23 protein-coding genes are annotated in these 24371 nt (G+C 45.7%); 9 read left to right on the forward strand and 14 right to left on the reverse strand.

Annotated features, from left to right (window positions below):
- Window positions 1-191: 191 nt before the first annotated feature.
- Together P364_RS0102735 and P364_RS0102740 are read left to right on the forward strand one after the other, a co-directional pair.
- Window positions 192-953, forward strand: a complete 762-nt coding sequence (locus P364_RS0102735) for a LuxR C-terminal-related transcriptional regulator (protein WP_024628629.1) — start codon at window positions 192-194, stop codon at window positions 951-953.
- A 113-nt stretch (window positions 954-1066) separates the two neighbouring features.
- Window positions 1067-1855 carry a hypothetical protein gene (locus P364_RS0102740; RefSeq protein WP_024628630.1) on the forward strand — a complete coding sequence of 263 codons (789 nt, stop codon included), beginning with the start codon at window positions 1067-1069 and terminating at the stop codon, window positions 1853-1855.
- 101 nt (window positions 1856-1956) lie between these two features.
- Here the strand turns inward: P364_RS0102740 and P364_RS38570 are convergent, their stop codons facing one another.
- A complete protein-coding gene (locus P364_RS38570; protein WP_024628631.1) occupies window positions 1957-3708 on the reverse strand; it encodes an ABC transporter ATP-binding protein in 1752 nt (583 codons plus the stop codon).
- A gap of 146 nt (window positions 3709-3854) precedes the next feature.
- Between P364_RS38570 and P364_RS0102750 the strand changes: the two genes are divergently transcribed.
- The 3 genes from P364_RS0102750 to P364_RS0102760 are packed head-to-tail and all read left to right on the forward strand — an operon-like array spanning window position 3855 to window position 8708.
- The gene (locus P364_RS0102750; protein WP_024628632.1) at window positions 3855-5297 is read left to right on the forward strand and encodes an ABC transporter permease; all 1443 of its coding nucleotides are present in this window, start codon (window positions 3855-3857) and stop codon (window positions 5295-5297) included.
- 12 nt (window positions 5298-5309) lie between these two features.
- Window positions 5310-6824: an ABC transporter permease gene (locus P364_RS0102755; RefSeq protein WP_024628633.1), complete on the forward strand. Its 1515-nt coding sequence runs from the start codon at window positions 5310-5312 to the stop codon at window positions 6822-6824.
- Between the two features lie 57 nt (window positions 6825-6881).
- Window positions 6882-8708, forward strand: a complete 1827-nt coding sequence (locus tag P364_RS0102760; protein ID WP_024628634.1) for an ABC transporter substrate-binding protein — start codon at window positions 6882-6884, stop codon at window positions 8706-8708.
- A gap of 61 nt (window positions 8709-8769) precedes the next feature.
- On the opposite strand, the gene P364_RS0102765 is transcribed toward P364_RS0102760, so the two are convergent.
- On the reverse strand, window positions 8770-9279 hold the full coding sequence (locus tag P364_RS0102765; protein WP_024628635.1) for a hypothetical protein: 510 nt from the start codon (window positions 9277-9279) through the stop codon (window positions 8770-8772).
- A 185-nt stretch (window positions 9280-9464) separates the two neighbouring features.
- Between P364_RS0102765 and P364_RS0102770 the strand changes: the two genes are divergently transcribed.
- Window positions 9465-9665, forward strand: a complete 201-nt coding sequence (locus P364_RS0102770; RefSeq protein WP_024628636.1) for a hypothetical protein — start codon at window positions 9465-9467, stop codon at window positions 9663-9665.
- A 134-nt stretch (window positions 9666-9799) separates the two neighbouring features.
- Here P364_RS0102770 and P364_RS0102775 read toward each other — a convergent pair whose 3' ends face one another.
- The 5 genes from P364_RS0102775 to P364_RS0102795 form a co-directional block, all read right to left on the reverse strand.
- Complete coding sequence (locus P364_RS0102775) at window positions 9800-10537, reverse strand: cyclase family protein (RefSeq protein ID WP_024628637.1); 738 nt, start codon at window positions 10535-10537, stop codon at window positions 9800-9802.
- Between the two features lie 82 nt (window positions 10538-10619).
- Entirely contained in the window at window positions 10620-11249 is a 630-nt protein-coding gene (locus P364_RS0102780) for a type 1 glutamine amidotransferase family protein (RefSeq protein ID WP_024628638.1), read from the reverse strand.
- Window positions 11250-11401: 152 nt separating this feature from the next.
- A complete protein-coding gene (locus P364_RS0102785; protein ID WP_024628639.1) occupies window positions 11402-12517 on the reverse strand; it encodes a hypothetical protein in 1116 nt (371 codons plus the stop codon).
- 234 nt (window positions 12518-12751) lie between these two features.
- A complete protein-coding gene (locus P364_RS0102790; protein WP_024628640.1) occupies window positions 12752-13303 on the reverse strand; it encodes a GNAT family N-acetyltransferase in 552 nt (183 codons plus the stop codon).
- A gap of 285 nt (window positions 13304-13588) precedes the next feature.
- Window positions 13589-14515 carry an NADP-dependent oxidoreductase gene (locus tag P364_RS0102795; RefSeq protein WP_024628641.1) on the reverse strand — a complete coding sequence of 309 codons (927 nt, stop codon included), beginning with the start codon at window positions 14513-14515 and terminating at the stop codon, window positions 13589-13591.
- Between the two features lie 181 nt (window positions 14516-14696).
- On the opposite strand from P364_RS0102795, the gene P364_RS0102800 reads away from it, so the two are divergent.
- Window positions 14697-15581, forward strand: coding sequence for a PhzF family phenazine biosynthesis protein (locus P364_RS0102800; RefSeq protein WP_024628642.1), 885 nt, complete (start codon window positions 14697-14699; stop codon window positions 15579-15581).
- A gap of 199 nt (window positions 15582-15780) precedes the next feature.
- Here the strand turns inward: P364_RS0102800 and P364_RS0102805 are convergent, their stop codons facing one another.
- Genes P364_RS0102805 through P364_RS36005 form a run of 3 tightly spaced genes read right to left on the reverse strand, consistent with a single transcriptional unit; the run spans window position 15781 to window position 17959 of the window.
- Entirely contained in the window at window positions 15781-16986 is a 1206-nt protein-coding gene (locus P364_RS0102805; RefSeq protein WP_024628643.1) for a cation:proton antiporter, read from the reverse strand.
- Window positions 16987-16989: 3 nt separating this feature from the next.
- Entirely contained in the window at window positions 16990-17496 is a 507-nt protein-coding gene (locus P364_RS0102810) for a cation:proton antiporter regulatory subunit (protein WP_024628644.1), read from the reverse strand.
- A complete protein-coding gene (locus P364_RS36005; protein WP_024628645.1) occupies window positions 17486-17959 on the reverse strand; it encodes a GreA/GreB family elongation factor in 474 nt (157 codons plus the stop codon). The genes P364_RS0102810 and P364_RS36005 overlap by 11 nt, the downstream gene beginning before the upstream one ends.
- A 387-nt stretch (window positions 17960-18346) precedes the next feature.
- Between P364_RS36005 and gdhA the strand changes: the two genes are divergently transcribed.
- A complete protein-coding gene (gdhA, locus tag P364_RS0102820; RefSeq protein ID WP_024628646.1) occupies window positions 18347-19723 on the forward strand; it encodes an NADP-specific glutamate dehydrogenase in 1377 nt (458 codons plus the stop codon).
- A gap of 223 nt (window positions 19724-19946) precedes the next feature.
- Entirely contained in the window at window positions 19947-20801 is an 855-nt protein-coding gene (locus P364_RS0102825) for a pentapeptide repeat-containing protein (protein ID WP_024628647.1), read from the forward strand.
- A gap of 173 nt (window positions 20802-20974) precedes the next feature.
- On the opposite strand, the gene P364_RS0102830 is transcribed toward P364_RS0102825, so the two are convergent.
- From P364_RS0102830 to P364_RS0102845, 4 genes are all read right to left on the reverse strand, one after another.
- Window positions 20975-21952: a diaminopimelate dehydrogenase gene (locus P364_RS0102830; protein ID WP_029880676.1), complete on the reverse strand. Its 978-nt coding sequence runs from the start codon at window positions 21950-21952 to the stop codon at window positions 20975-20977.
- Window positions 21953-22096: 144 nt separating this feature from the next.
- Window positions 22097-22243, reverse strand: coding sequence for a hypothetical protein (locus P364_RS37515; protein ID WP_161634256.1), 147 nt, complete (start codon window positions 22241-22243; stop codon window positions 22097-22099).
- Between the two features lie 50 nt (window positions 22244-22293).
- Window positions 22294-23277: an alpha/beta fold hydrolase gene (locus P364_RS0102840; protein WP_024628649.1), complete on the reverse strand. Its 984-nt coding sequence runs from the start codon at window positions 23275-23277 to the stop codon at window positions 22294-22296.
- Window positions 23278-23548: 271 nt separating this feature from the next.
- Window positions 23549-24304 carry an exodeoxyribonuclease III gene (locus tag P364_RS0102845; protein ID WP_024628650.1) on the reverse strand — a complete coding sequence of 252 codons (756 nt, stop codon included), beginning with the start codon at window positions 24302-24304 and terminating at the stop codon, window positions 23549-23551.
- Window positions 24305-24371 lie beyond the last annotated feature (67 nt).

Genomic DNA, 24371 nt, shown 5'->3' on the forward strand with positions numbered 1-24371 from the left:
TAATCGCTGCTCTTAGGGCGTTTGATATAACTCTTTCATACTCATGTAAAATCCCGCCCTGAAATAGACATCGTAACCCCCAAGTCCTACGTTAAGCAATTCATCCTTAAGCCGCTTGAAACCGATTCTGGAAAAGGTAGACTTAATTTTAAATGTTTATTGGGAAAATGGATAGCCAAGGAGGACATCTTATGTCTGCACGAACATCTGCCTTACGAAAGAGCTGGTCCGAGAGCGAACGAGTCGCTCCCAGTACAGCACATATCCAATATGTAACGAAAGCTAATCTGGACAGGGTTCGCAAAATCAATCATTTTCTGATTAGTGCCTTCCAACAGAGTCTCTCAGTGATTAAAGAAAATCTGTCCAGCACGTATCTCTTTCTGCTCACCGACTCGCATGGGGTCCTGCTTGCCATGGATTACAGCCATGATTTGGAACAAGTGGTGAAACAGTCACCCATCCGTCCGGGTATGATCTTTACGGCAAGAAGCTGTGGTGTCAATGCCATATCCGAATCAATGGACACACATGGAGCTGTCCAGCTGCAACCTGAGCAGCATGAGAACCCTCTTTTTCGTAGCTGGCACTGTTATGCTGCACCTTTATCTGTTGGTCATCAGCATGTCGGCTATCTGGACGTCTCCACTATTAATGCGGACATCCAGAGCGAACTGATTGCAATCGCCAAGTTGATCCCGGCTCATATGCAAAATCGTTATCAGTGTAACCTTGCCGCGTCGGTCGAAGAACATCAATCGGTAGAGTTCACCAAACGCCAGTTAACCATCCTGAAAATGATCTCTAACGGACTAACGGTTAAAGCGATTGCTTTGAAATTGAAAATCAAGGAATGTACCGTAAATCATCATAAAAAAGTGATTTTTAACAAATTAGGTGTACAATCCAGCACCGAAGCTGTTTCAATTGCCAGCCGTCTGTCTTATCTATAAAGGTACCCCTATAGATTCCTATAGGTGGTAAACACGAACATCTGTGCTAAGCTTTTTAGGTACGCAGGATTAGAGAGAGACAAAGAGAACACACACATTTTCAGGAGGGTAATATGTCTATTCCAAAAAAAGCTTCATTGTTTGCCATGTTGATTATGATTTTGTTGGTTGCTGCAGCTTGCGGCGAAAAAGCGGATAACAACGCCAAAACGAATGATTCTACTCCAACAGAAACCACTGCCGGCACAGATACAGACACAGCCAAGACGGAAGATACGGAAAGTACAGAAAGCTCTGAAGCATCCACTTCCGAGTCCAAGGAAACAGATAACTCCAAAGAGGTTGAATTGGGAACTACGGAAAAAGGCTCTTATAACAATGACTATTTCGGTGTATCACTGAAATTCCCGGAAGCTTGGGAGTTCCAGGATGCAGACGGCATGAACGAGCTGACGAGCGCTTCCTCCGAGGCTATTGCTGGAGACGATGAAACGAAGAAAAAACAAATTGAACTATCTCAGGCCAAAACACTGAACCTGTTGATGGCTTCACAATATCCATTGGATGGAGGACAGGTTGGTCCTTCCGCTATGGCGATTGCTGAAAAAGTAAGCCTGCTGCAAGGCATTCGCACAGGTAAAGATTATCTGGAAGCTACGAAGAAATTCATGGTGGACAGCCAGTTCCCTTATGAATACAAAGAATTTACAACCGAAACCATCGGTGGCAAAGAGATGGACCTGATGCAAATCACGATGGATGCGGGTAATGGTTCAACCATTACGCAAGATTACTACAGTACGATTATTGAAGGCTATGCGTTTAACTTCATCTTCACATATCTGGATGACACATCGAAGGCCGAGATCGATACCATTAAGAAATCTGTTCAGTTCAAGTAATATATCCACCGTGCCTGCCGGGCATGGAATAGAACCCCGCGCAATGATCTTCCACAGATCACTGCCGGGGTTCATTTTATGATGAAGTTGAATGTTTCACCTTATCCGGAAATCGCCACCCAATGTCCCTCTTTTACTTCCACCCACCTGGACTGCTCCAGATTATAGCGATCTTCTACTTCTACCGTTTCTCTAGGTGTTTCACTCACAGGATGACGTTTTTTCATCGCCTCCACAGCCGGGTCCGGAACCGGGATGGCCGACAACAATGCCTTTGTGTATGCATGCTGAGGGTTCGAATAGAGTTCTTCACTTTCTGCTAACTCCACAATCTTCCCGTTATACATGACAGCAACACGATCACTGATATGTTTCACCATGGACAGGTCATGTGCGATAAACAGGTATGTAAGACCGAGTCGCTGCTGCAACTCTTCAAGCAGCTGTACAATCTGGGCCTGAATGGACACATCCAGCGCAGACAACGGCTCGTCACATACAATAAATTCAGGTTCCACGGCCAGCGCACGAGCGATTCCGATCCGTTGCCGTTGTCCACCTGAAAATTCATGAGGATAACGCTGGGCATGAGCCGGATCGAGGCCGACCATCTCCAGCAATTCCTCCACACGCTTTTCCCGTTCAGCGGGACTGCCGGCAAGACCGTGAATATCCAAGGCTTCCCCAATAATGTCCATGATTCTAAATTTCGGATTAAGCGACGCATACGGGTCCTGGAAAATAATCTGCATATGCCGCCTCATCGTTTTCATCTCTGAGGCAGAAAGGCGATTGAGGGGTACTCCCTTAAACAGGACATCCCCACCTGTAGGCTCATGCAGTCGCAGAATGGCTCGACCTGTAGTCGATTTCCCGCTGCCCGATTCGCCCACGACCCCAAGTGTCTCCCCCTGGCGAATCTCGAAACTGATATCGTTCACAGCTTTTAAGGTGTTGCCTTTGCCCAGATTAAAATGCTGTCTGAGCGACTTCACCTCCAACAGAGGCTGATCATCCTCCAGATCGCGTGGCACCAACGAAACGAGTTTCGGCTTTTTCTTCTCATCTAATCGAGGCAATGCATTTAGCAGTCTGGATGTATATGGATGCTTTGGATTTGCAAAAATCTCTGTAGTTGTCCCGGATTCCACAATCTGCCCGTCTTTCATGACCACGACCCGATCACACATGCCTGCCACTACGCCGAGATCATGGGTAATCAGAATAATGGAAGTGCCCAGCCGTGCTTGCATATCTTTCATCAAATTAAGAATTTGGGCCTGAATGGTTACATCAAGCGCAGTTGTGGGTTCATCTGCGATCAGCAATTCAGGCCGGCAAGCAAGAGCAATGGCAATCATCACCCGCTGACGCATACCTCCGGAAAATTCATGTGGATACTGATTGAAACGTATTTCACTCCGGGTGATACCAACCAGCTCCAGCATGGCGATCGCCTGCTTCTTCGCTTCTCCTCTGGATAGCTTCTGATGTTTAATCAAACTTTCGGTAATCTGTTTCCCTATTTTAATGGTCGGATTAAGAGAGCTCATAGGGTCCTGAAAGATCATGCCGATGTCACGGCCACGGATGCTCTCCATCTCTTTTTGCGTTTTATGGACCAGATCTACCCCTTTAAACAGAATCTCACCCTTTTTCATCTGCGAAGGAGGAGATGCAAGCAGTCTCATAATGGAACGTGCCGTCACACTCTTCCCACTGCCGGATTCCCCTACAATGCCAAGGGTTTCCCCTTTCCGCACTTCAAAACTGACTTCCTTCACCGCCTGAAATTCACTCTCTCCGGAATGAAAAGAAACAGACAACTCATTTACTTTCAGCAAAGGTTGCAAGTGATCACCAGCCCTCATCCATATTTTCACATGTGCTCATATGTATACTCTTCTATACCTTGACAATTGAATAGACTCTAAATAATATATACTATATCAATCGGAATAATGCAATTTAAAATCAAATGAAAGGAGGCTCGCATGGTTTGAATCTTGCAAAAGGCAGCAAAATGTCACAGCTTGTATACACCCTGGGTTTTATTTATGGCAAAATGCTGCTTCATCCCTCCTATCGATATGTTCTATTTATTCTCGGACTGCCCGTTAATCTGATTGTGCTTCTGGTCTGGCAATCTAGAAAAAAAAAGGATGGCTGGGCCCTGGTTCAACAGGCTGTTGAGCGTGATATGCTATCCAGTTCTTATCGGGATAAACTTCGCACGGACGTGGAAGAACAGTTGAGGCGTAAACACCGTTTCTTTCAGCAGCAAGTTAGTAAGGCTGAGTTTGAGCGTCAGACGGAGGAGTGGCTGGAGGAATCCGTTCAGAAGGAGTTAAAGGAACGAACGTTCAGCAAGCTTCAGGAACAGGGGAAACAGCGCCTGACGATGGCGGATACGTTCCAATCCCTGATTGATAAACCGTGGTTTCTTGCGGCATCGGTTATTCCGGGCTGTCTGATGTACGCCATGATGCTGTTGTATGGCAATCCTTATCTAAAGTACATATTTGAAAGAATTCTGATGACGGTATTCGTCATCCTGGGTGTAGCTACACTTGTCTTCACCATCTTATACCTGTCTCCATTCAATCCGGCAGCCAACATTCTCGGAGAGACGGCGACACAGGAACAGATCGCGGCTTTCAACCATGTGTATGGCCTGGATCAGCCCTACCTTGTCCAACTCTGGAACAATATCAAGGGCATAGCACTGTTTGATCTCGGCAAATCTTTTTCAGGGAATGAAGATGTCACGGCTACGATCGCCAGAAAGTTCCCAATCACTTTAACACTGGCCGTTATCTCCTTGCTGCTTGCCCTTGTCATTGCATTGCCAATTGGGATTATCTCGGCGATCAAGCCCAATTCACTGTTTGATTACACATTCATGTTTATTGCATTGATTGGATTATCGATTCCGAATTTCTGGCAAGGACTTATTTTCATCCTGAATTTCTCGATCAAGCTGCAGTGGCTTCCCGCTACCTTCAATCCGCAGAACTGGCTCTCTATTATTATGCCAACGATAGTTCTCGGAACCGGATTAACCGCTGCAGTAGCCCGTATGACCCGTTCTTCCACGCTGGAAGTTATTCATGAGGACTACGTGATGACTGCCCGTGCAAAAGGGTTAAGCGAACGACATGTCATGCTGAAACATGCGGTACGTAATGCATTAATTCCAATTGTAACCGTGGTTGGCCTGCAATTCGGAGGCATGCTTGGAGGGGCGGCAGTAACGGAGAAAGTGTTTAATATTAGCGGGCTCGGCAGCTACATTGTGGATAAACAATTTATACCCGATATTCCGAGTATTATGGGCGGAGTAGTGTACACAGCGATTACAATCTCCATTATTAATGTGGTGGTAGATCTTCTCTACGCTTTTATTGACCCGCGGGTACGTTCCAAGATGAAACAATATTAAAGCAGGTGCATGATGACAAAATCGGGTTCACTTACACAAGAAATGCGTTTTCGACTTAAGTCTTCACAGGAGTACAGTCAGGCGAGCTTCGCCTGGGTCACTTCCCTTCTCTTGTCGATGTTACTGTTATTCAACATCTATGACTGGAGCCTCCAGGTGTTCAGGCCATTTCTGCTGACAGCACTCGGAATCTATCTATTTTTCACGCTGGTCCAGAGTGTGCTGACGCTCCGAATTCGGAGAGACCTGATTCGGCAGGGCACAATCTCTGTGCTGACTCGCAGACTCGCCTGGGTTCAGCTGCTGGGTATCGTTTCCGGCAATATCTTTATCGTAACGGCCGCTTTTCACCTGATCAAAAAGACAAAGAGCATTGAGTATACATTTGCGGTGTATATGCTGCTGACCCAGCTGTTCGTTATTGGGGTCTCGGCACTCAATATATTCAAACCGTATGTTGCGGATACGTTTTTGCCAGCCATGGCGGCGCTGCTGTTTATCCTGGTGATTGATTTGGTTGTGCTGTTTATCGTATCCCGATATACCTCAGCCTCGATCATCCCGCGCTGGATGCTGGGCGTAAGTACGATACTCATCCTGACTTCGGTCACAGGCAATGTGTTCGCACTGCTGCTGGGTATTTCCATCATTGGACGAATTCGCAGACAGGGTAAACAAAAATCCAACTTCTGGAATGATCTGTGGGAGCGTCTCGCTCCGAATGTCACAGCAATGTCCGGTTTGTTTTTTATCATTTTCCTGTTCTCGATATCGATTTGCAGCTTCTTTACTTTTGATTACAGCATGGCTGTAGAAAATAACTACTCGGCCTTGCTTCAGTCCCCATCGCTCGCCTATCCCTTGGGAACAGATGACTTTGGACGGTGTTTATTTTCCCGGATTGTATTCGGTGCCCGTATATCGTTAATCGTGGGTTTCATGTCAACTCTGATTCCGGTATTCATTGGCGGTATTCTCGGAGCATTCTCGGGATTCTATGGAAGACATACAGACAATATTATCATGCGATTGCTGGATATTCTCTATGCCATTCCGGGTATTTTGCTCGCTATCGCCATCATTGCGGCGTTCGGGGCCAATACGGTCAATCTTATTCTGGCGCTCAGTCTGGGCTCGATCCCAACCTATGCACGAACCATGAGAGCCAGTGTACTCTATGTATCTACTTTTGAATTTGTTGAAGCCGCACGTGCGCTGGGTTACAACAATCGGTCTATTATTTTCAAACATATTATTCCGAACTCACTCGCACCCATGATTATCAAGTCCACGCTCACCATCGGCGGGGCAGTCATCGCCACCAGCAGTTTAAGTTATCTGGGCCTCGGCGTGGAGCCGCATATTCCTGAGTGGGGCAACATTCTCAAGCTGGGCAGTACGTATCTGGAAACCCATTCGTATCTGGCCATTTATCCAGGTCTGGCAATCATTCTGCTCGTACTCTCGTTCAACTTTCTTGGAGACGGACTGCGCGATGCGCTTGATCCAAAGCTGGAAAAGGCGTAACTTACTGCTTTCAATTCAATTTGAACAATAATTATGAACTTATCTGGAGGTATTTTCATGAAAAAACGTACGTTGATCGCACTACTATTGATTCTCGTCCTTGTAATCTCAGGTTGCAATGTGAAGACCAAGACGGAATCGCAGTCCGAGACTGCGCCATCCGATACATCGGAGAACACGCAAAACCAAAAACCGGTAGACATCGAATTACTGGCTCAGAGCTCTTCCGAAAATGACGTGAATATTATCCGCGACCAGCTCACCAAGAACGGCTTCAATGTAAAGCTGAATCTGCAGCCGGATTACGGCAGCTACAAATCCCAGCAGGATGCAGGGAATTATGATATTGCGTTGTCCAGCTGGACAACCGTAACTGGAAACCCGGATTATGCGGTCCGTTCTCTTTTCAAAACGGGTGGGGATTACAGCATTCTCGCAGATGAGGAAATCGATAAACTTATTGACCAAGCCGCTACTCAGACTCCGGACGAATACAAGGATACGTATAAACAATTGGAGGACCGCTTGGTAACGGATCAAGCCTATATCGCTCCGCTGTACATTTCCCTGAAAAGTCAGGCTGTGAACAAAGACATTTTGAATGCAGACACCGTTCGCTTGTCCAAATCCCGCGCCATGGCATGGGAACCTATTGAATTCAAAGATAGCTCCAAAAATACAAAAGAACCCTTAATTCTGACACAAACCGCTTCCGTCCTGACTTCCCTTGACCCGATCAAAGGAAACGACGGGTCCATCAACCAATTGAATACCAACATGTATGTACGTCTCGTTAACCTGACAGATGACGATCAGCTCACAGCAGAGGGATCACTCTCTCACAATTTCAGTATTGCTGAAGGAAACTCGGAGTATTATTTCATTCTCAGAGACGATATCAACTTTGCCAAGATTGATAATAAAAAGGCTGTAGATACGGGTGAACGAGTCGGCGCAGATGACGTCATCTTCTCTCTCGATCGCGCCAAAAACAAAGATTCCGTACCGGATCACCGGACATACAGCCTTCACGAACATATCAAGGAGGCCGAGTTGGTAACCGATCTGGGCGCCTTGGAATCCATTCAGCAATCCAGTGGCAGCGGTACGGTTAAAGAAGCATTGGAACAAGGGCTTGGCACCAAAATTACGGAACTGGTCACGGACAAAAACAAAGCCAATAACGCTGCCGGGAAGTATCAAGTTGTGAAACTCACAACCACCGAACCTTTCCCGCAAGTATTGAACTATCTGGCTCACCAATCTGCTGGCATTGTATCCAAAAAGCAGGTCGAGAGCATCAATACGTATGATGTAGCTTCGTTTGACGTGAATAAAGACATTCCTTACGGCGATCAGAATACCGTGACTGAAGGTGCTTCGTACAACAACACCCTGTATGCCAGCGGCCCATATATCTTGGCATATAAAAATGATTATGAAGGTGTATTCTATCAGAATCCCGGCTACCGTAAAGGCTCTGAATATGCACCCAAGATTTCTCAGGTGAATGTACGATTCATCTCGGATGCCGACAGTGCGCTATCTGCTCTTCGTAGTAGCGAAATTCACTTATACTACGGGGTGCCTGAAACGAAATATGACATCATCAAAGGTGACAGCAAATTGCAATTGCAGAGCATTCCGAGCAATGCGGTTTCCTATCTGCTGTTCAACACTGCCAATCGGGAAGTTGCCAAGAGCAGTGACCTGAGAAAATCCGTACTGTACTCCATTAATCAGGATGACATACTGCAGTTCTACAAAAACAATAAACTTAAAGCGTACTCCACAGTAAGCCCACTAGTTCAGACCGGAAATGAATTGAAGTCCGATCCGGCAAAAGTGAAAGAATTCTTGAACGCCTATCAGGCTTCCAAGTAACAATACAGATAAACGGCTGTCCTCCGGATCAATCCAAGATCCAGATGACAGCCGTTTTATTTTATAAGGAGAATGTTTTTGTTGAGCAATCTGCTTGATATTTTCGCTGTACGCCAGGCAGCAGAGTGACGATCTGGATACCTACTCCCCAAGCAAAATAGACTAGATGGATGATAGATACATGCTGTATCCAGTATACCTGAGCCATAATCCAGATGATTAGAGCAAATCCCGTATATAACGAGTACGTCCATGCCCAGTATTGATTCGAGTAAAGATTCAGTTTCTCACCTATTTTCCAGTGAGTGTAGCGAATGAGTGAAACGGCAATGATCAGTGGCACAACGCCAAGAACCAACATTAGTATAATTCCCGGGATCAAAAAACTGCCAAACGGAGAATGCTCTAACAATGAATCCGGCATATTGACAAGACTTCCCGATGGATCGATAATGAGTGCTCCCCCTCCAATGATCGCACCAATGCCCAGTAACCCCTGCATAATAATGAGCACCCACGACCTTCCAGGTCCACATTCATGCTTCCTTTCACCTTCATCACCCTTCCTCATCCCTCACCCTCCAGACATGTTATACAAATTTTACTGAAAATTCTATTCCATTTTCACATATGGAGAAGGCTAAATCCTGTGCTCTATCTCACTAGAATCGCCCCAAAAATTCGATTATGGTAAAACTTGATAAAAGAACGTACGTTCGGTATAATGAAGATATACTTAATGAGCGAGAGGCAGATATGGACGACAAATTTATTAAGGAATTGCGCGAGATTGGTCGGGATGACAGACGAAGATCCGAATTTATGATCCAAGGCATGAAAGAAACACTGCAGGGAAGAAAAGAAGAAGGTATTTTCAAGCGCTGGATACGGCGTAAGAAGACAGAGAAGAAAATTTCACAACGATTCACTCAGGATCCCTCTTCGGATCAAAAGTAACCACATAAAAAGGAGGCGGAATACGCCTCCTTTATTATTTATCTGAGCGTTCTGTTTGTTAAAATCTCATATGTGAGTCATTCGGAAGGAACTGCATCTGAGTCAATTGCGATATGTCTATGTACAACCTTATTTTACGGCAGTATGGCAAACGAGCGCACTGGAAAGCCAGACGCCTTTTCCGCCTTGGGTACGATATTGAAGATCACCGCACCTTTGGCCGGCACCTGATCTAGATTCGTTAACAGCTCTACCTGATATGTATCCTGGGCAAGTACATAATATTCCGCCAGAAGCGACCCGTTCTTTTGATAATCCACGGCTGAATCGGTATCGAAGGTTTCATGACCAATCGCCTGTATTTTTCTTTCCTCGAATAAAAACATTAGCGCACTGACTGACCATCCGGGTGCATGACTATTTCCCTCAGCGTCCTTGTTGTCGAATGCTTCATGACTGGGCCAGCGTTTGCTCCAATCGGTACGCAGTGCTACAAAGCTGCCAGCTTCAATAACACCATGCTCTTTTTCAAACTCAAGAATATGCTCGACATCCAGCGTGAAATCCGGATTGCGCTCTACAACTACAGATTGATCAATGACTACCAGCGGTAGCACAAGCTCCTTCAACCCCAATTCATCCAGATAACGGGTATCACGCACAAAGTGAATCGGTGCATCCAGATGCGTACCATATTGACCGGGAAACCTGAAACTCTGAGCAAAGAAACCTTGATCGTGATTAAACAACGTATCGAATTGTGCCGCAGCAAAAGCTGAGAAATGTGGAGATTCCGGTCCAAACGTATGGGTCAGATCCACCCACTTCTTTTCTTTTAATAATTGAATCGCTTGAATGAGTTCATTGGACATCCGAATCACCTCATACATAGAATGGAATAAATTCCTCCTATTATATCTTATTCCACCCCATGCGAGAATATCGAAATGCCAACTATTTGATAGAATTCATTAACTCGAAAAAGTATTTTGGATCATGAGTCTGATATAGCTTGAACCATGAATCTAAAGTCTCCGGTGTAAATACATCCAGTACCTGCAATACATGCATCGCAAATTCCAACGGTGCTATGCCTGATGCAGTAACCAAATTGTCATCCGTTACGGCCGGTACCCTCTCATAGTATTTTTCTCCCATGTAATGAGGACAAATCATTTTCATATATTCCAGATCGTTGCTTGTATGACTTCTGGAGTCTAACAATCCCATCCTTGCAAGTCCAAAGGTTGCCCCACAAATTGCCGCAACAATATGACCCTGTTCTAATGATGTCGCAGCTTTCTTCAATATCGGTTCGTGAATGATTTCCATCCAAGTATCTCCACCCGGAAGAACCAACACATCCGTGCTTTCCAACATACACTCATCAACTGAAATGCGAGGCAGTATGTCCATCCCTCCCATGGTAGTCACTTGACTTTTATCAACTCCCACGGTAACCACTTCTATCGGCGGCAGCCCTTTTCTAAAATACCTTCCCGAGTTTAGTTCAGCAATTAAATAACCTACCTCCCAGTCTGACATCGTATTAAATACATAAAGATACACTTTTTTGGTATGCATAATGCACTCCCCTTCTATTTGATACCCCTATTATAAAAAAACTTTACTGACACCTTCCGTCAGTAAAGTTTTTAAATTTGATAATAATTAAACACAGACTTGCCTTCTTATTATCTATTTTGGAATTCATTCCGCCTCATTATTCCCTGTCCTCAAACTCTGTTTATGTAAAATAATTCGAACTCAGCAACAGAGTCGAACTGGTTGATAGATACACCTTCTCTTTTGAGCTGATTCTCCAACTGATCTATAAGCTGCAGGACGGCTAATCGCAACGGTTCAAAATCGTTTGGATTCAACAGTGCAACCAGATCTGGATACCCATAATTAACGTAAAATTCGCGATGCTCACCCATGTCAATAATACCAGGCCAGCGTCCCTTTTCTGCCGCGTACAATATTCGGGATAATCCGTCTTGCACCCCAATAGCAACGAAGAAAGCTGTTTCGTAATGGCCTTTTTCACAAGCGGTTAACAGTTTATTCATCATACCTTTTTCCTCTTCGTAGTACCCCCGCAGTTGCTCTTTATAAGAGCGAAGATCTTCTTGGCTGTTTTGTCGCTCCGATATGAGACAAAGTGTATCCGCTGTCAGCTTCTCGCACGCTGATATTATTTCATCTGGAGAAAGGCTGAACATAATGGTATCAAGGTATGGGTCCAGTTGATCCGGTTTAATGGGGAGATTTCTAACTTGCTCACGATAGTGACCCCAACTGCGCTTATAGTAAATTTGGTTCAAAAAGCCAAGCGACATGAAAATGTTTCCCGTAATCTCTTGAGCCTGGGTTCGACAATAGGAAAGATCCTTGGCATTTTTGGAAAGACGCATTTTAGCTATGCTGATCAAACATTCCTTTAATACGGATTCAGCTTTGCTGATCATATCCGATGTTCTGGATTTACTTCCCATGTTCGATATTGTTTCGCGAAGTTCCATGAATCTGACCAGATCATCATCTGATCGGACATATAACAATTCACAGTCTGCTATAATCGTCGTATTCCATTCTTCAGATGTTGCCATTCTTTCAGCACGATCCCATCCGATGGGCCAGAAATCAAAACTGATACCGTCGATCATAAACTGGCACTCCACTTCTCTACCCCTGGCCGTTGCTGGAATAAAGAAGAAATCCAAATCCGAACGTTCAGTTGCTCGCCCCTGCAAATATGATCCGTAATAGCCGACAATTGCAACATCTTGAGGGTAATGAGTCTTAATATGTTTAACAATAATGTCTGATACAGCAAAAACATCAACCATCAGATAACCTCCTTATTGTATTTCAATATCAGATTGTCTACCTGTAAACCTTTTTTAAAGTAACGGTTAGCTTAAACCGATCCAGGAAAATTTCGGGATATTTATCTTATTCAAGACCCAGTTCCAAGACACCTAATAGAAGGTCATGTTCTGAGATTCAGCCTACATCCGCCTCAGATTTAATTTATCGTTTCCCGTTATTTGAAAAAAGGCTACCACTAGGGTAGCCTACTCTCATATCTTCATTTTCGAGTATTCACTTTTAGTCAAACCATAGAGATATTCATCGTAATGCTGTCCATTAGTGAATACCATATTTCTGAGTTTCCCTTCTTGGACAAATCCAAGACGCTCATGAAGTTCTAGTGAACCTTCATTAAAAGCATAAACATGTGCGGTAACTTTCTGATAGCGTAACTCCTCAAAGTAATATCGCAACAATATTTTTACAGCTTCTGAAGCATAACCATTGCGCCAGAATTCTCTGAAGATAGCAACACCGTACGTAAAAGTTCCATTTCGGGTATCACAGTTATTCGAACTTATACTTCCCACTAATACTCCATCTAAAGTCTCGACTGCGAGCATAATTTTATCCCCATCAGGACCATGGGATGCCTGGTGTTCAGCCCAAGCCTTTGTACCCTCTTCCGATCTCGGGAAATTTATTACATCGCAAAGTCTAGCACAGTCAGAATCAGAATCATTATTGTGGAACTTATCCCAATCAGTTGGGAGAATTGCACGTAATCTAACTTTATGACCTGTCCAAATATTATTTTTCATTATAGATCCTCCTAAGGTTTATTTACTCCTACCTCACGGAGATCTGGCCTTGGGATCTAAGTCTTCAAAGACTACATCGTTCTCATTCCTTTTTCAATACTTACATCAAGTATATACCGTAATATTCCATTCTTTCAAATTATATTATTCGTGTGCTCTCTTTCCGCATAAAAAATACACCTCCTAAAATCTCACCGGTTCCCCATATGGGTATGTCCAATGTCAATTTTAGGAGGTGTACGTCAGAACAAAAATCTAACTTAAACATTCAACGTTAATCCTCATCTATTCTACTCGAATGACCAGTTTCCCGCGTGTATGATGGGTTTCGCTTTTTTCGTGCGCATCACGCAGTCCTTGTTCACTTAAGGGGTATGTCTCATCAATGATGGGTCTCAGCTTGCCCTCAGCAGCGAGCTCAGCCAACTGATCAAGTTGGTCCCCTTTGGGTTCCATCATGAACACGTTGGCCGTTACATCTGCTTTCTTAGCCAGCGTTTCATCCGGTTGTTCCACAAGCGATACCAGATGTCCACCCGGCTTTAATACCTTGAAGCTGTCACGCTGAATATCGCCACCCATCGTGTCCAGCACGACATCATACCCGGAGAGAATCTCCGAGAAGTCTTCTTTTTTATAATTGATAAAATGATCCACACCCAGCGAACGGAGCAATTTCTCATTCGATTCACTTGCGGTGGAAGCCACTTCAGCGCCAAGATGTTTGGCAATCTGAATGGCAAAGGTTCCTACACCACCTGCTCCCGCGTGAATGAGAACCTTCTGTCCTTTGGCAAGCCGTCCATGGTCAACAAGTGCCTGCCAGGCCGTCATGGCTGCTAATGGTATGGCAGCTGCTTCCTCGAAGCTCAGATTTTCCGGAATACGGGCAATAATGTCTGCATCCACAGCCACATATTCTGCATAGGTCCCGAAATGGCGAGGACGGGCAAATACGCGATCTCCCGCTCTGAACCTGGCCACATTCGAACCCGCTTCTTCTACCGTACCGGCGACATCCCCGCCCAATATGAGTGGGAAAGAATCCGCCGCCTCTTTCATATGGCCTTGTCTGATTTTGAAATCTACCGGGTTCACAGAAGTAGCACGAATGCGGATCAGCACCTGATTCACTCCACCTGTCGGCTTGGTCATTTCCTTTTCCTTCAATTGTTCTGCTCCACCGAACTCTTCAATCACAATGGCTTTCATTAGAGATACCAGCCTTTCCATAGGATTATCGTTATGCTCTCCTTCTTCATTACCCTTCCCGAACGTGCACTTGACCTATATTCACGAATTCGCAGCAGGTTTGGGGTCACAATCCTGATCAGGAACCATGATATAATGTAGAACTGTTGAACCTAAATAACCGAACAAGCGAGGTAGCATTGTGGACATTGAAGTAAGTACGTTACATGCATTTTCCGATAAGCCTCTAGGCGGAAACCCTGCAGGAGTTGTTTTACAAGCAGGACACTTATCCGAATCCCAGATGCAGGAGATTGCCAGACAAGTTGGATTTTCAGAGACGGCATTTGTTATGCCATCGGATCAGGCAGATTTCAAAGTACGTTACTTCACCCCTAATGATGAAGTTGATCTATGCGGGCATGCAACGATTGCTTTGTTTTATTTAATGAAAGCACAGCATATCGTTGAGGTAGGTATGTACACACTGGAGACACTCGCCGGAATACTTGAAGTGGTTGTCCAGAATAATGGTGAAGTCTATCTGTCTCAGGCGCTACCAGAGTTTGGAGAGATTGTTGACCGACAAAAAATTGCGGATTCTCTGGGTATTCCTACAGAGGATTTGCACGCCGAATTACCTGTGCAGATCGTGTCTACCGGATTACGTGATATCTTGATTGCGGTTAAACATGTTGATGTTCTGCCAAAAATCATTCCTGACTTTCAGCTTATCGCTGAAATTAGCAAAGCTAACCATGTCGTAGGTTATCACGTGTTTGCACTCGAACCAGATGCAGAGGTCGCTCTGGCAGAATGCCGGAATTTTGCTCCCCTTTACGATATTCCGGAAGAGAGCGCAACAGGTACATCTAACGGTGCTTTACTCTGTTATTTACATAAATACAACCAACTTTCAGATCCCAATGATACAATCTATACGATTAGACAAGGATACACCATGAACCGTCCCTCGGAGATCCGAGCCAGATTAACGCTGGGCATTTCCAAGGAAATTACAGAAATTCAAGTGGGCGGAGTCGCGGTTCATATCAAGAACATTCGAATCCATGTTCCCCTAACCTGAATTCTTCCAAAAGAAGGCTTGATATATAACCAAAAAAAGCCGTGCATTGCACGGCTTTTCATTAAGCATACTTTTGAGCATATTTCTTTATATAACAATCTTCAATGATTATAGTCCAGTTTCTCCAGGTTGAGCCCTGTGCATCCCTTTGCTCACTTCGAGCTTCAACTTCATAAGTGCAGCAACAGATTACAAGGTGTCATCCCGTCTCCTTTCGTTTCATTCTTTTCCTCAAGCGAGCATATTGAGCGTAAATCCAGGGCGATTCTTTAGTCAGAATCGGGCCAAGCACTGCCAGAATCAACACATATAACACGGCAAAAGACTGAATGGATGCCATCAGACCTCCGGCCTTGCCGATGTTCGCCATAATGATGGAGAACTCTCCCCGGGACACCAGCGTGAAACCCACATTAAGAGAAGCCTTGGGAGTCATCCCTGCCAGTCTTCCAGCGATCATTCCTGCTCCGTAGTTGCTGGCAATCGTCAGAACCACCGCAATGATCGTCATTCCGACGGCACCGCCGAGGGATGATGGTTCAATGGTCAGGCCAAAGCTGAAAAAGAAGATGGCACCAAAGAAATCTTTAAACGGCATGATCTGATGCTCAATTCGGCTGGCATGTCTCGATTCCCCAAGAACCAGCCCCATCATCAAAGCCCCAATCGCCTCGGCCACATGTAAGGTTTCCGAGAAACCCGCCACCAGAAAGAGCAGTGTCATAACCGTGAGCAGAAATAACTCCGATGATTTGATGTTGAGTGCTTTATCGATATACTTGATGCATTTCCTGCCTATAATCAGAAATAGTACAATGAACAGCAGCGCAGACAGGGATACAAGAAAGACGCTGAGGAATGAGGTAGCCCCACTCAGTACAAGCCCCGTCAGGATCGAGATATGAATGGCGATGAACAGATCATCAAACATGATCATGCCCATAATAATCTCCGTCTCGGGGTTCGCCGTGCGCTTCAAATCGACGAGTACTTTAGCCACAATAGCTGTGGAAGAACTCGTCATAATGCCACAGACAACCAACGTTTCCTTGAGTGGCAGCTCCATAAACCAGCCCAGCAGCAGACCGGAAGCAAAATTTAGTCCAACGTAGAACATGCCTCCGGTCAGAATGGCTTTGCCCGATTTCAGCAGACGGGAAACCGAGAATTCAAGCCCCAGATAAAAAAGTAAAAACAGAATGCCCAGCCTGCCCATAAATTCAATAAATGACGAGCTTTCGATAAAACGCAGATCCACAATGCCAATCTGTGGTGCATGCGGTCCAACAGCCATGCCAATCAGGATATAGAAAGGTATGACTGAAAATCGTAATCGTGCAGATATTAGCCCCGTAAGTGTAATCAGCGCAACGGCAATTCCCACTTCGAATATGAGCATATCCATAGGCTAGAGCCGTCCATTGGATAACAACCGTTTTAACAGTTTGATCTGATCCCGTTCCCCAGCGACAACAACCGTAGCCCCCGCAGTAAAGGTATAGTCCGGACCCGGATTAAACTGCTTCGTCCTGTTCTTCTCGACCACAGCCAGAATAACCGCACCTGTTGCCTGGCGAATATTCAGTTCTCCGATCGTTCTTCCTATGCTCTCTGAATGCGGTTCAATACGGAGCCATTCAATTAACAGCCCCTCCAGCATCACTTCACGCTCATCCTGAAACGTTGGTTTGTACGTCATGCCGCCAACAATAGCCGCTACCGCACGTGCCTCATCATCATCCAGTGTGACCAGTGACACCATGTCTCCCAGTTCTTCAGGCGAATCACCTGACTCCATGTGAAACAGGTCACGTCGCTCATCATTATGGATGACGATGACCAAATGCTCACCGCTGCGTGTGTGCAGCCAGTATTTGCGTCCAATTCCCGGCAAATCCGTCTCTTTAAAGTGCATGATCTGCACCCCCAGTAGACATCCGGTTCAAGGATTCATTGTTCAACGTAATATCCGTAATACGTACCCGCATGGAGCCAGCTGGTATATTAATGGACCTCACTTCTCCCTTAAGTCCAAGCAGTAATTGCCGGCCCACAGGGGAGAGGAAGGAAATACGCCCCGCATCCGGGTCCGCGTCATCCGGCATACCAATGGTGAATGAATCCGATGTGTGAAAATCAGCGTATTCAAACCGGATCAAGCTACCGATAAGTACCACCGAGTCCAGAGCTTCATCCGAACCCAGGAGGAGCTTCTCCACACACGTCGTATAGTTCGCAAGCAGCCGTTCCATCTGCAAGCGTTCCGGATCACGTACGTCAAAATAGGCGTCGAGAAATGTTCTTTTCTCTTCACCGAATATAATGAGCTGGTTCACCAGCATTTCTCTACAGTTTTGAAAGGAGGACCTATGGTTCATAATAGATCTCACCTCCTATACAAGCCCTGTTCTCCATGTTGATTCGCATGTTTTTCTTCATCATGTTGTTCTCCTCCTTCATATAGATAAAAAAACCACGGATACCGCGGTCTTACTACCATCTTACCAAAACTAATTTTTTAATCCAGCTATTCCGTTAACTTTGCGTTGTATAACGTTAAAAAGGCGTCCATACAGCTTCCAAACTTAACCTTTACATCATATGACAGATCCATAGAAGATTTTAATAACGTCATAAAAAACATTTTATGGGTTTTCATCTCGTATTTTTATTTTGTTTCCTGTATATTTAACTACAAACTTTTATGCAATTTATACAAATAGCCATCCCAAGACTTTAGCACAATAAAGGAGTGCATTGAAAAAGTGTCGACTATAACTAAAGATTCAACTCAAGTATCTGCCGCAGAGTATGTTCATTCCGTTTACGAATCAGTTATCGCCAGAAATCCACAGGAAAGTGAATTCCATCAGGCTGTCAAAGAGATCCTGGACTCGCTTATTCCTGTCATTGCAGCTCACCCGAAATATCGGGAGAATGGCTTGCTTGAACAGCTTGTTGAGCCAGAACGTGTTATTACATTCCGCGTGCCTTGGGTAGATGATCAAGGTAAGGTACAAGTAAACCGGGGATTCCGTGTTCAATTCAACAGCGCAATTGGTCCGTACAAAGGCGGACTTCGCTTCCATCCTTCCGTTTACTCGGGAATTGTTAAGTTCCTTGGGTTCGAACAAATTTTCAAAAATGCCCTGACTGGCCTGCCAATCGGCGGTGGTAAAGGTGGTTCCGACTTCGATCCAAAAGGAAAATCAGATCTGGAAGTCATGCGTTTCACTCAAAGCTTCATGACTGAACTGTACAAATATATCGGTTCCGATGCGGACGTACCTGCAGGCGACATCGGTGTAGGTGCACGGGAAATCGGTTATATGTTCGGACAGTACAAACGTATCAGCGGTGGACATGAAGCCGGCGTACTTACAGGTAAAGGGCTCCTATACGGAGGAAGTCTTGCACGTAAGGAAGCTACCGGATTCGGATGCGTGTACTTTGTGAAGGAAATGCTGGCATCCAAAGGACTGAGCTTCAAGGACAGCACGGTTGTTGTCTCGGGTTCAGGTAATGTATCCATCTATGCTATTCAGAAGGCTCAGGAGCTTGGAGCTAATGTTGTGGCGTGTAGTGACTCCGGTGGTTACATCTATGATGCTCAAGGAATCAATCTGGATACCGTAAAAAGATTAAAAGAGGTTGATCGTCTGCGGATCAGCGAATATGTCAAAGAGCATCCACATGCCGTGTATACCGAAGGCTGTGAAGGCATCTGGTCTATCCCTTGTGATATCGCGCTGCCTTGTGCAACGCAAAACGAAATCGACGAACAGGCTGCTGCATTGCTCGTGCAAGGCGGAGTTAAAGCGATCGGTGAAGGAGCGAATATGCCTTCCACGCTGGCTGCGATTGATGTGTTCCATAAAGAAGGCGTTCTGTTTGGACCAGCCAAAGCAGCTAACGCTGGCGGTGTTGCCGTGTCCGCACTTGAAATGTCGCAGAACAGCATGCGGTTGTCCTGGTCATTTGAAGAAGTGGACGCCAAGCTGCATGACATTATGTCTAACATTTATACCAGCTGTGTTCAGGCAGCGGATGAGTATGGCTGTGCAGGAAACCTGCTTGCCGGAGCGAACATCGCTGGCTTCCTGAAGGTGGCAGATGCTATGCTTGCGCAAGGTATCGTCTAATTGTGTTACAGTTGCTAACTAACTAAATTTAACCGCCTTCCATCACGGGAGGCGGTTTATTTATATTCCTATTATCTATGGATTCAATTTAGCATTATGATCATTTCGACCCGATGAGTTGTTCCCGGCACATTAGTATAGGAATTGATCGAATTCCAGTGTGATGGTAAAGTTGTAATGACCTTAAAATAGCAAGTTTTTTAATTAAAGGAAGTGTGCAAAAATGTCTAACCAAACATTCAGCAGCAACCAGGCTGCCCTTCATTTAAGTGCAGACTGCGAGCAATGTTTTGGTCTATGCTGTGTCGCCTTGCCGTATGGCAAGTCATCTGACTTTGCTTTTGATAAATCCAGTGGCACCCCCTGCCCCAATCTCCGTACTGATAACCGCTGTGGCATCCATACACAGCTGCGACAGAAGGGCTTTAAGGGATGCACGGTATACGACTGTTTTGGGGCAGGTCAGAAACTATCACAAGTTACATATGGAGGCAAGGATTGGCGTGATCATCCCGAATCTGCTGCTGAGATGTTCGATTGTTTACCTATCATGAAGCAGCTTCATGAGATGATGAGCTATGTTAATGAAATGCTACAGCTGCCGGAAACATCATCCATCCATTTGGCTTTGCAGAACGTATACCGGGAAACGGAACGACTAACCGACCTGGAGCCATCCGCCATATTACATCTGGATATTCCCGCACATCGGGCGGTGGTGAACGAACTGCTTGTACAGGCAAGCGAAATAGTGCGAGCGAAAGCCACGGCTTCAGATAAGAGTCCATCCACATCGAAGACCAAAAAGCGTACCGGAAGAGATTTTCTGGGTGCCAATCTAAAAGGGGCCGACCTTCGGGGAGCGAGCTTCAGAGGTGCCTTAATGATTGCGGCAAACCTACGAAACGCAGATATGAGAAGCACCGATTTGATCGGCGCCGATTTGCGGGATGCGGATCTGAGTGGGGCGGATCTCAGAGGCAGCATCTTTCTGACACAATCCCAGCTCAACTCGGCAAAAGGTAGCGCTGCTACCAAGTTGTCCGGTCATTTAAACATTCCTGGACACTGGCTGTAGGGAAGACTATCCCCGTATGAATTGAGTACCCATGTATATGCATTAAATATGCACTAATTCCGTCTATACAACAAACAGCTCGTCCCTCTATTTAGAAGGACGAGCTGTTTGTGTTGCATTACATTTTAGATATCAATAATCAAGCCTTATAACTTCGGTAATGAATTAACGGACTACAGCAAGTCGCGACGCAGGTCCTCAGCCGATTTAGGAGACAGGTGTCCGAGTGGAATATCAAATACCGTCTTGGCCCCTTTATGTCCTTCCAGACTCAAACGTTGCGCGGCTCTTGCATAAGCCACCAGTACACTTGCAGTAAATTCAGGATTGCTGTCGAGCTTCAGACCAAACTCAATAATTTGTTTCTGGCCTGCGCCTGTAACTCCACTGCGAATGACAAACCCACCGTGTGGCATGCCTTCATGCTCAGCCTTCAATTGCTCTTCCGTAATGAACGTTACCGTTGTATCGTAATCGGAGAAATAGTTCGGCATGGATACAATCGTTTCACGAATCTCGTCTTGGTTCGCACCAGCTTCTGCCACCACATAACATTGACGAAGATGCTTCTCACGTGTGGACAACTCTGGTGTCTCCCCTGCACGAATGCTGTTGATTACTTCTTCAACAGGTACAGTGTACTGCACACCAGCCTTAACGCCTGGAACACGACGGATGGCATCCGAGTGACCTTGGCTGACCCCTTTACCCCAGAATGTGTACTCTTTACCTTCTGGCAGGATCGATTGGGCAAGCAGTCGGTTCATGGAGAACAAGCCCGGGTCCCAACCTGTGGAAATGACGCTTACGTGGCCACCTTGCTCTGCCGCAGCGTTAACTTCTTTATAGAATTCAGGGATTTTGGCATGTGTATCGAAGCTATCCACCGTATTAAACCATTTTGCAATTGCTGGTGTTTGCTCCGGAAGATCAGTCGCCGAACCCCCACACAGAATCATTACATCAATTTTGCCTATGTATTGCTCAGCAGCAGAGATATGCTCGAAACGAACCTCTGTACCTTCTGCAACCATTTGCTCCGGGTTACGACGTGTAAATACAGCAACAAGCTCCATATCCGGGTTTTGAGTAATCGCTTTCTCTACACCTTTGCCCAGATTTCCGTAACCTACGATACCAACTTTGACCATGTTCAATCCTCTCCTGTCTTCATCTATAGTTGCCTACTTTATCTAGTATAATGATATAACATAACATGTAAATTGTCAGGTTTCCAGTTTGAAATAAAAATACCTTGCATGCAGAGCAGCAAGGCCTGATATATTCCTTTTATTCTAATCATGTCCAACGGAATGGAGAAAAGGTATAGCATCCACGGAAGAGGTAGCAAACAAGACGGAAACAGACAATACCGTCAGAGACAACAGACAACTCGCCAGGAGTATGGAAAGAAATCTTGATGCGGTTCTGAGCTTTTTCATCCATTCTGCCCTCCTCATCCTGTTTGCTGTATTTTGCTGGATTATGTTCTTCACAATTCACCGGACCGCTTCACCAACTTCAAAATTTCATTGGCTACAATATCCGGCTGACTGTTATGAATATCATGTTTGGCATGTGCCACAGTGACCTGTGTCCCTTGACTGGACCATGAAGCATAATCGGCTTGATCTGCCTGCCATGCCCGGCTGCCTTCGCTCGGTTTCTCTGAACCCGCCGTCAGAATGGTCAGCGGAAAGGAGAATTCCTTTTTTTGCTCCAGGATATGGGCTGCATTCATCTTGCAATTGCGCATCTCTCCAATCACGTTGTCATTGTAAGCATGCTTGAGGGTGGAAATGGTGGCAGCCTTTCTCATCGATTCCGTGACGAGATCCGGGTTAACGACCAAAGATTTCGTTATCCGATCCGAGTGCAGCAATGTACGCACAATTCCTGTTTTCACCAGAAAACGGGCTGAATCGAAATACCAATCCGGTTGCTCCATATCCACAGTGCTGTAATATTCGGGACTTCCTCCATCGATCATGACCATGCCCGCTACCTCATCGGGATACATTTGTGCGAATCGCACGCTCTCCAGCGATCCTAGAGAATGACCTACCATGATATATGGCGGACGTTGGCCGGATACTCGCAGCAATTGATGGATTTCCTCCGTCATGGTATCGATATCACGCGGCCGATCCGTATAATCGCTATACCCGTAACCGAACCGATCATACACCGCAATTTTCACCTGGGACTTCAACTTGTTATACAGTGGGCTGAAATCAACATAAGGATTCGGCGTCCCCCAGCCTGAAGCGAGAACGACTGTCGCATTTCCTCTTCCCGTAGTATAGAGATGCATGTTGCGTCCGCTCACCTCATACATCTTGCCCGGTGCAGCATAGGATTTCATGTCCTGTGTTGACTGATACGCCTCGTATGCAGTACCTGCCAGCAGCAGAAGTCCCGTTGCAAGCATCAGGCCTCCCAGCCCCTTTAATCCTCTCCGTAACCCCTTATTCATCACTCTCTACCCCTTACCCGCATCATCTTCTATATGTATTCTTCAATCCTACCCAAGTAAGAGCAGAAACGGAACAATCCCGGGTCCAGTTCTTTCCCCAACCTAAGTCTAGTTCTGTTCCTCTACCTCTAGCATGAAAAATACCATTGAGACCTGTACCAAAGGGAAGACAACCGTCCAGACAACGTAAAGTAACCGCAGATCTCCGATAACGGAAACCTGCGGTATGATGATATTCAATTTTTAAAAAAACTAATATACCCTCTGCAATCTACAGCTGCAACGTAAGTCCCACCGGACAATGGTCACTGCCCATGACATGACAGTCAATATGCGCATCGGATACCTTCGGAGCCAGTTGATTGGACACAAGGAAGTAGTCAATGCGCCAGCCCACATTCCGTTCCCTGACCTTGGGCATGTACGACCACCAACTGTACACATCCGTACGATCCGGGTACAGATGGCGGAAGCTATCCACATATCCGGCAGCCAGCAGGTCGGTCATCTTGCCTCGCTCTTCCAGCGTGAATCCCGAGTTGCCCAGATTCGGCTTCGGATTCTTCAGGTCGATCTCCTGATGGGCTACATTCAGGTCACCACATACGATAACCGGCTTGGTCTGCTCCAATTGCAGGATATAACCCCTGAACCGATCCTCCCATTCCAGACGGTAAGGAAGCCGGGTCAGATCCCGCTTCGCGTTGGGCGTATATACGTTGATTAGATAAAAATGATCAAACTCCAGCGTAATCATCCGGCCTTCCGGTTCACTGTCTTCCTCGATTCCGTACCAGACAGATAGAGGTTTGATCCGGGTAAATACGGCTGTGCCGGAGTATCCTTTTTTGACAGCATAATTCCAGTATTGATATACGTCTTCTCCCAGATCCATCTCGATCTGTCCTGCCTGCAGCTTGGTTTCCTGCACACAGAAAATATCGGCCTGACTCTCGTTATAATAATCCATGAATCCTTTGGTAACACATGCCCGCAATCCATTCACATTCCAGGACACCAGCTTCATATCCTCATCTCCTCACATCTCCCCAATATAGCATGTGCCAATTCGGAAGGACAAGCTGAGTTGTGAC

It is taken from the genome of Paenibacillus sp. MAEPY2 (assembly GCF_000499205.1).
In the GTDB taxonomy this organism is placed as follows: domain Bacteria; phylum Bacillota; class Bacilli; order Paenibacillales; family Paenibacillaceae; genus Paenibacillus; species Paenibacillus vandeheii.

Coding starts and splice junctions, on each gene's coding strand:
- P364_RS0102735 (WP_024628629.1), top strand. CDS start 192: ATGTCTGCACGAACATCTGCCTTACGAAAGAGCTGGTCCGAGAGCGAA.
- P364_RS0102740 (WP_024628630.1), top strand. CDS start 1,067: ATGTCTATTCCAAAAAAAGCTTCATTGTTTGCCATGTTGATTATGATT.
- P364_RS0102755 (WP_024628633.1), top strand. CDS start 5,310: ATGACAAAATCGGGTTCACTTACACAAGAAATGCGTTTTCGACTTAAG.
- P364_RS0102760 (WP_024628634.1), top strand. CDS start 6,882: ATGAAAAAACGTACGTTGATCGCACTACTATTGATTCTCGTCCTTGTA.
- P364_RS0102765 (WP_024628635.1), bottom strand. CDS start 9,279: ATGAGGAAGGGTGATGAAGGTGAAAGGAAGCATGAATGTGGACCTGGA.
- P364_RS0102770 (WP_024628636.1), top strand. CDS start 9,465: ATGGACGACAAATTTATTAAGGAATTGCGCGAGATTGGTCGGGATGAC.
- P364_RS0102775 (WP_024628637.1), bottom strand. CDS start 10,537: ATGTCCAATGAACTCATTCAAGCGATTCAATTATTAAAAGAAAAGAAG.
- P364_RS0102780 (WP_024628638.1), bottom strand. CDS start 11,249: ATGCATACCAAAAAAGTGTATCTTTATGTATTTAATACGATGTCAGAC.
- P364_RS0102785 (WP_024628639.1), bottom strand. CDS start 12,517: ATGGTTGATGTTTTTGCTGTATCAGACATTATTGTTAAACATATTAAG.
- P364_RS0102790 (WP_024628640.1), bottom strand. CDS start 13,303: ATGAAAAATAATATTTGGACAGGTCATAAAGTTAGATTACGTGCAATT.
- P364_RS0102795 (WP_024628641.1), bottom strand. CDS start 14,515: ATGAAAGCCATTGTGATTGAAGAGTTCGGTGGAGCAGAACAATTGAAG.
- P364_RS0102805 (WP_024628643.1), bottom strand. CDS start 16,986: ATGGATATGCTCATATTCGAAGTGGGAATTGCCGTTGCGCTGATTACA.
- P364_RS0102810 (WP_024628644.1), bottom strand. CDS start 17,496: ATGCACTTTAAAGAGACGGATTTGCCGGGAATTGGACGCAAATACTGG.
- P364_RS36005 (WP_024628645.1), bottom strand. CDS start 17,959: ATGAACCATAGGTCCTCCTTTCAAAACTGTAGAGAAATGCTGGTGAAC.
- P364_RS0102825 (WP_024628647.1), top strand. CDS start 19,947: ATGTCTAACCAAACATTCAGCAGCAACCAGGCTGCCCTTCATTTAAGT.
- P364_RS0102830 (WP_029880676.1), bottom strand. CDS start 21,952: ATGGTCAAAGTTGGTATCGTAGGTTACGGAAATCTGGGCAAAGGTGTA.
- P364_RS37515 (WP_161634256.1), bottom strand. CDS start 22,243: ATGAAAAAGCTCAGAACCGCATCAAGATTTCTTTCCATACTCCTGGCG.
- P364_RS0102840 (WP_024628649.1), bottom strand. CDS start 23,277: ATGAATAAGGGGTTACGGAGAGGATTAAAGGGGCTGGGAGGCCTGATG.
- P364_RS0102845 (WP_024628650.1), bottom strand. CDS start 24,304: ATGAAGCTGGTGTCCTGGAATGTGAATGGATTGCGGGCATGTGTTACC.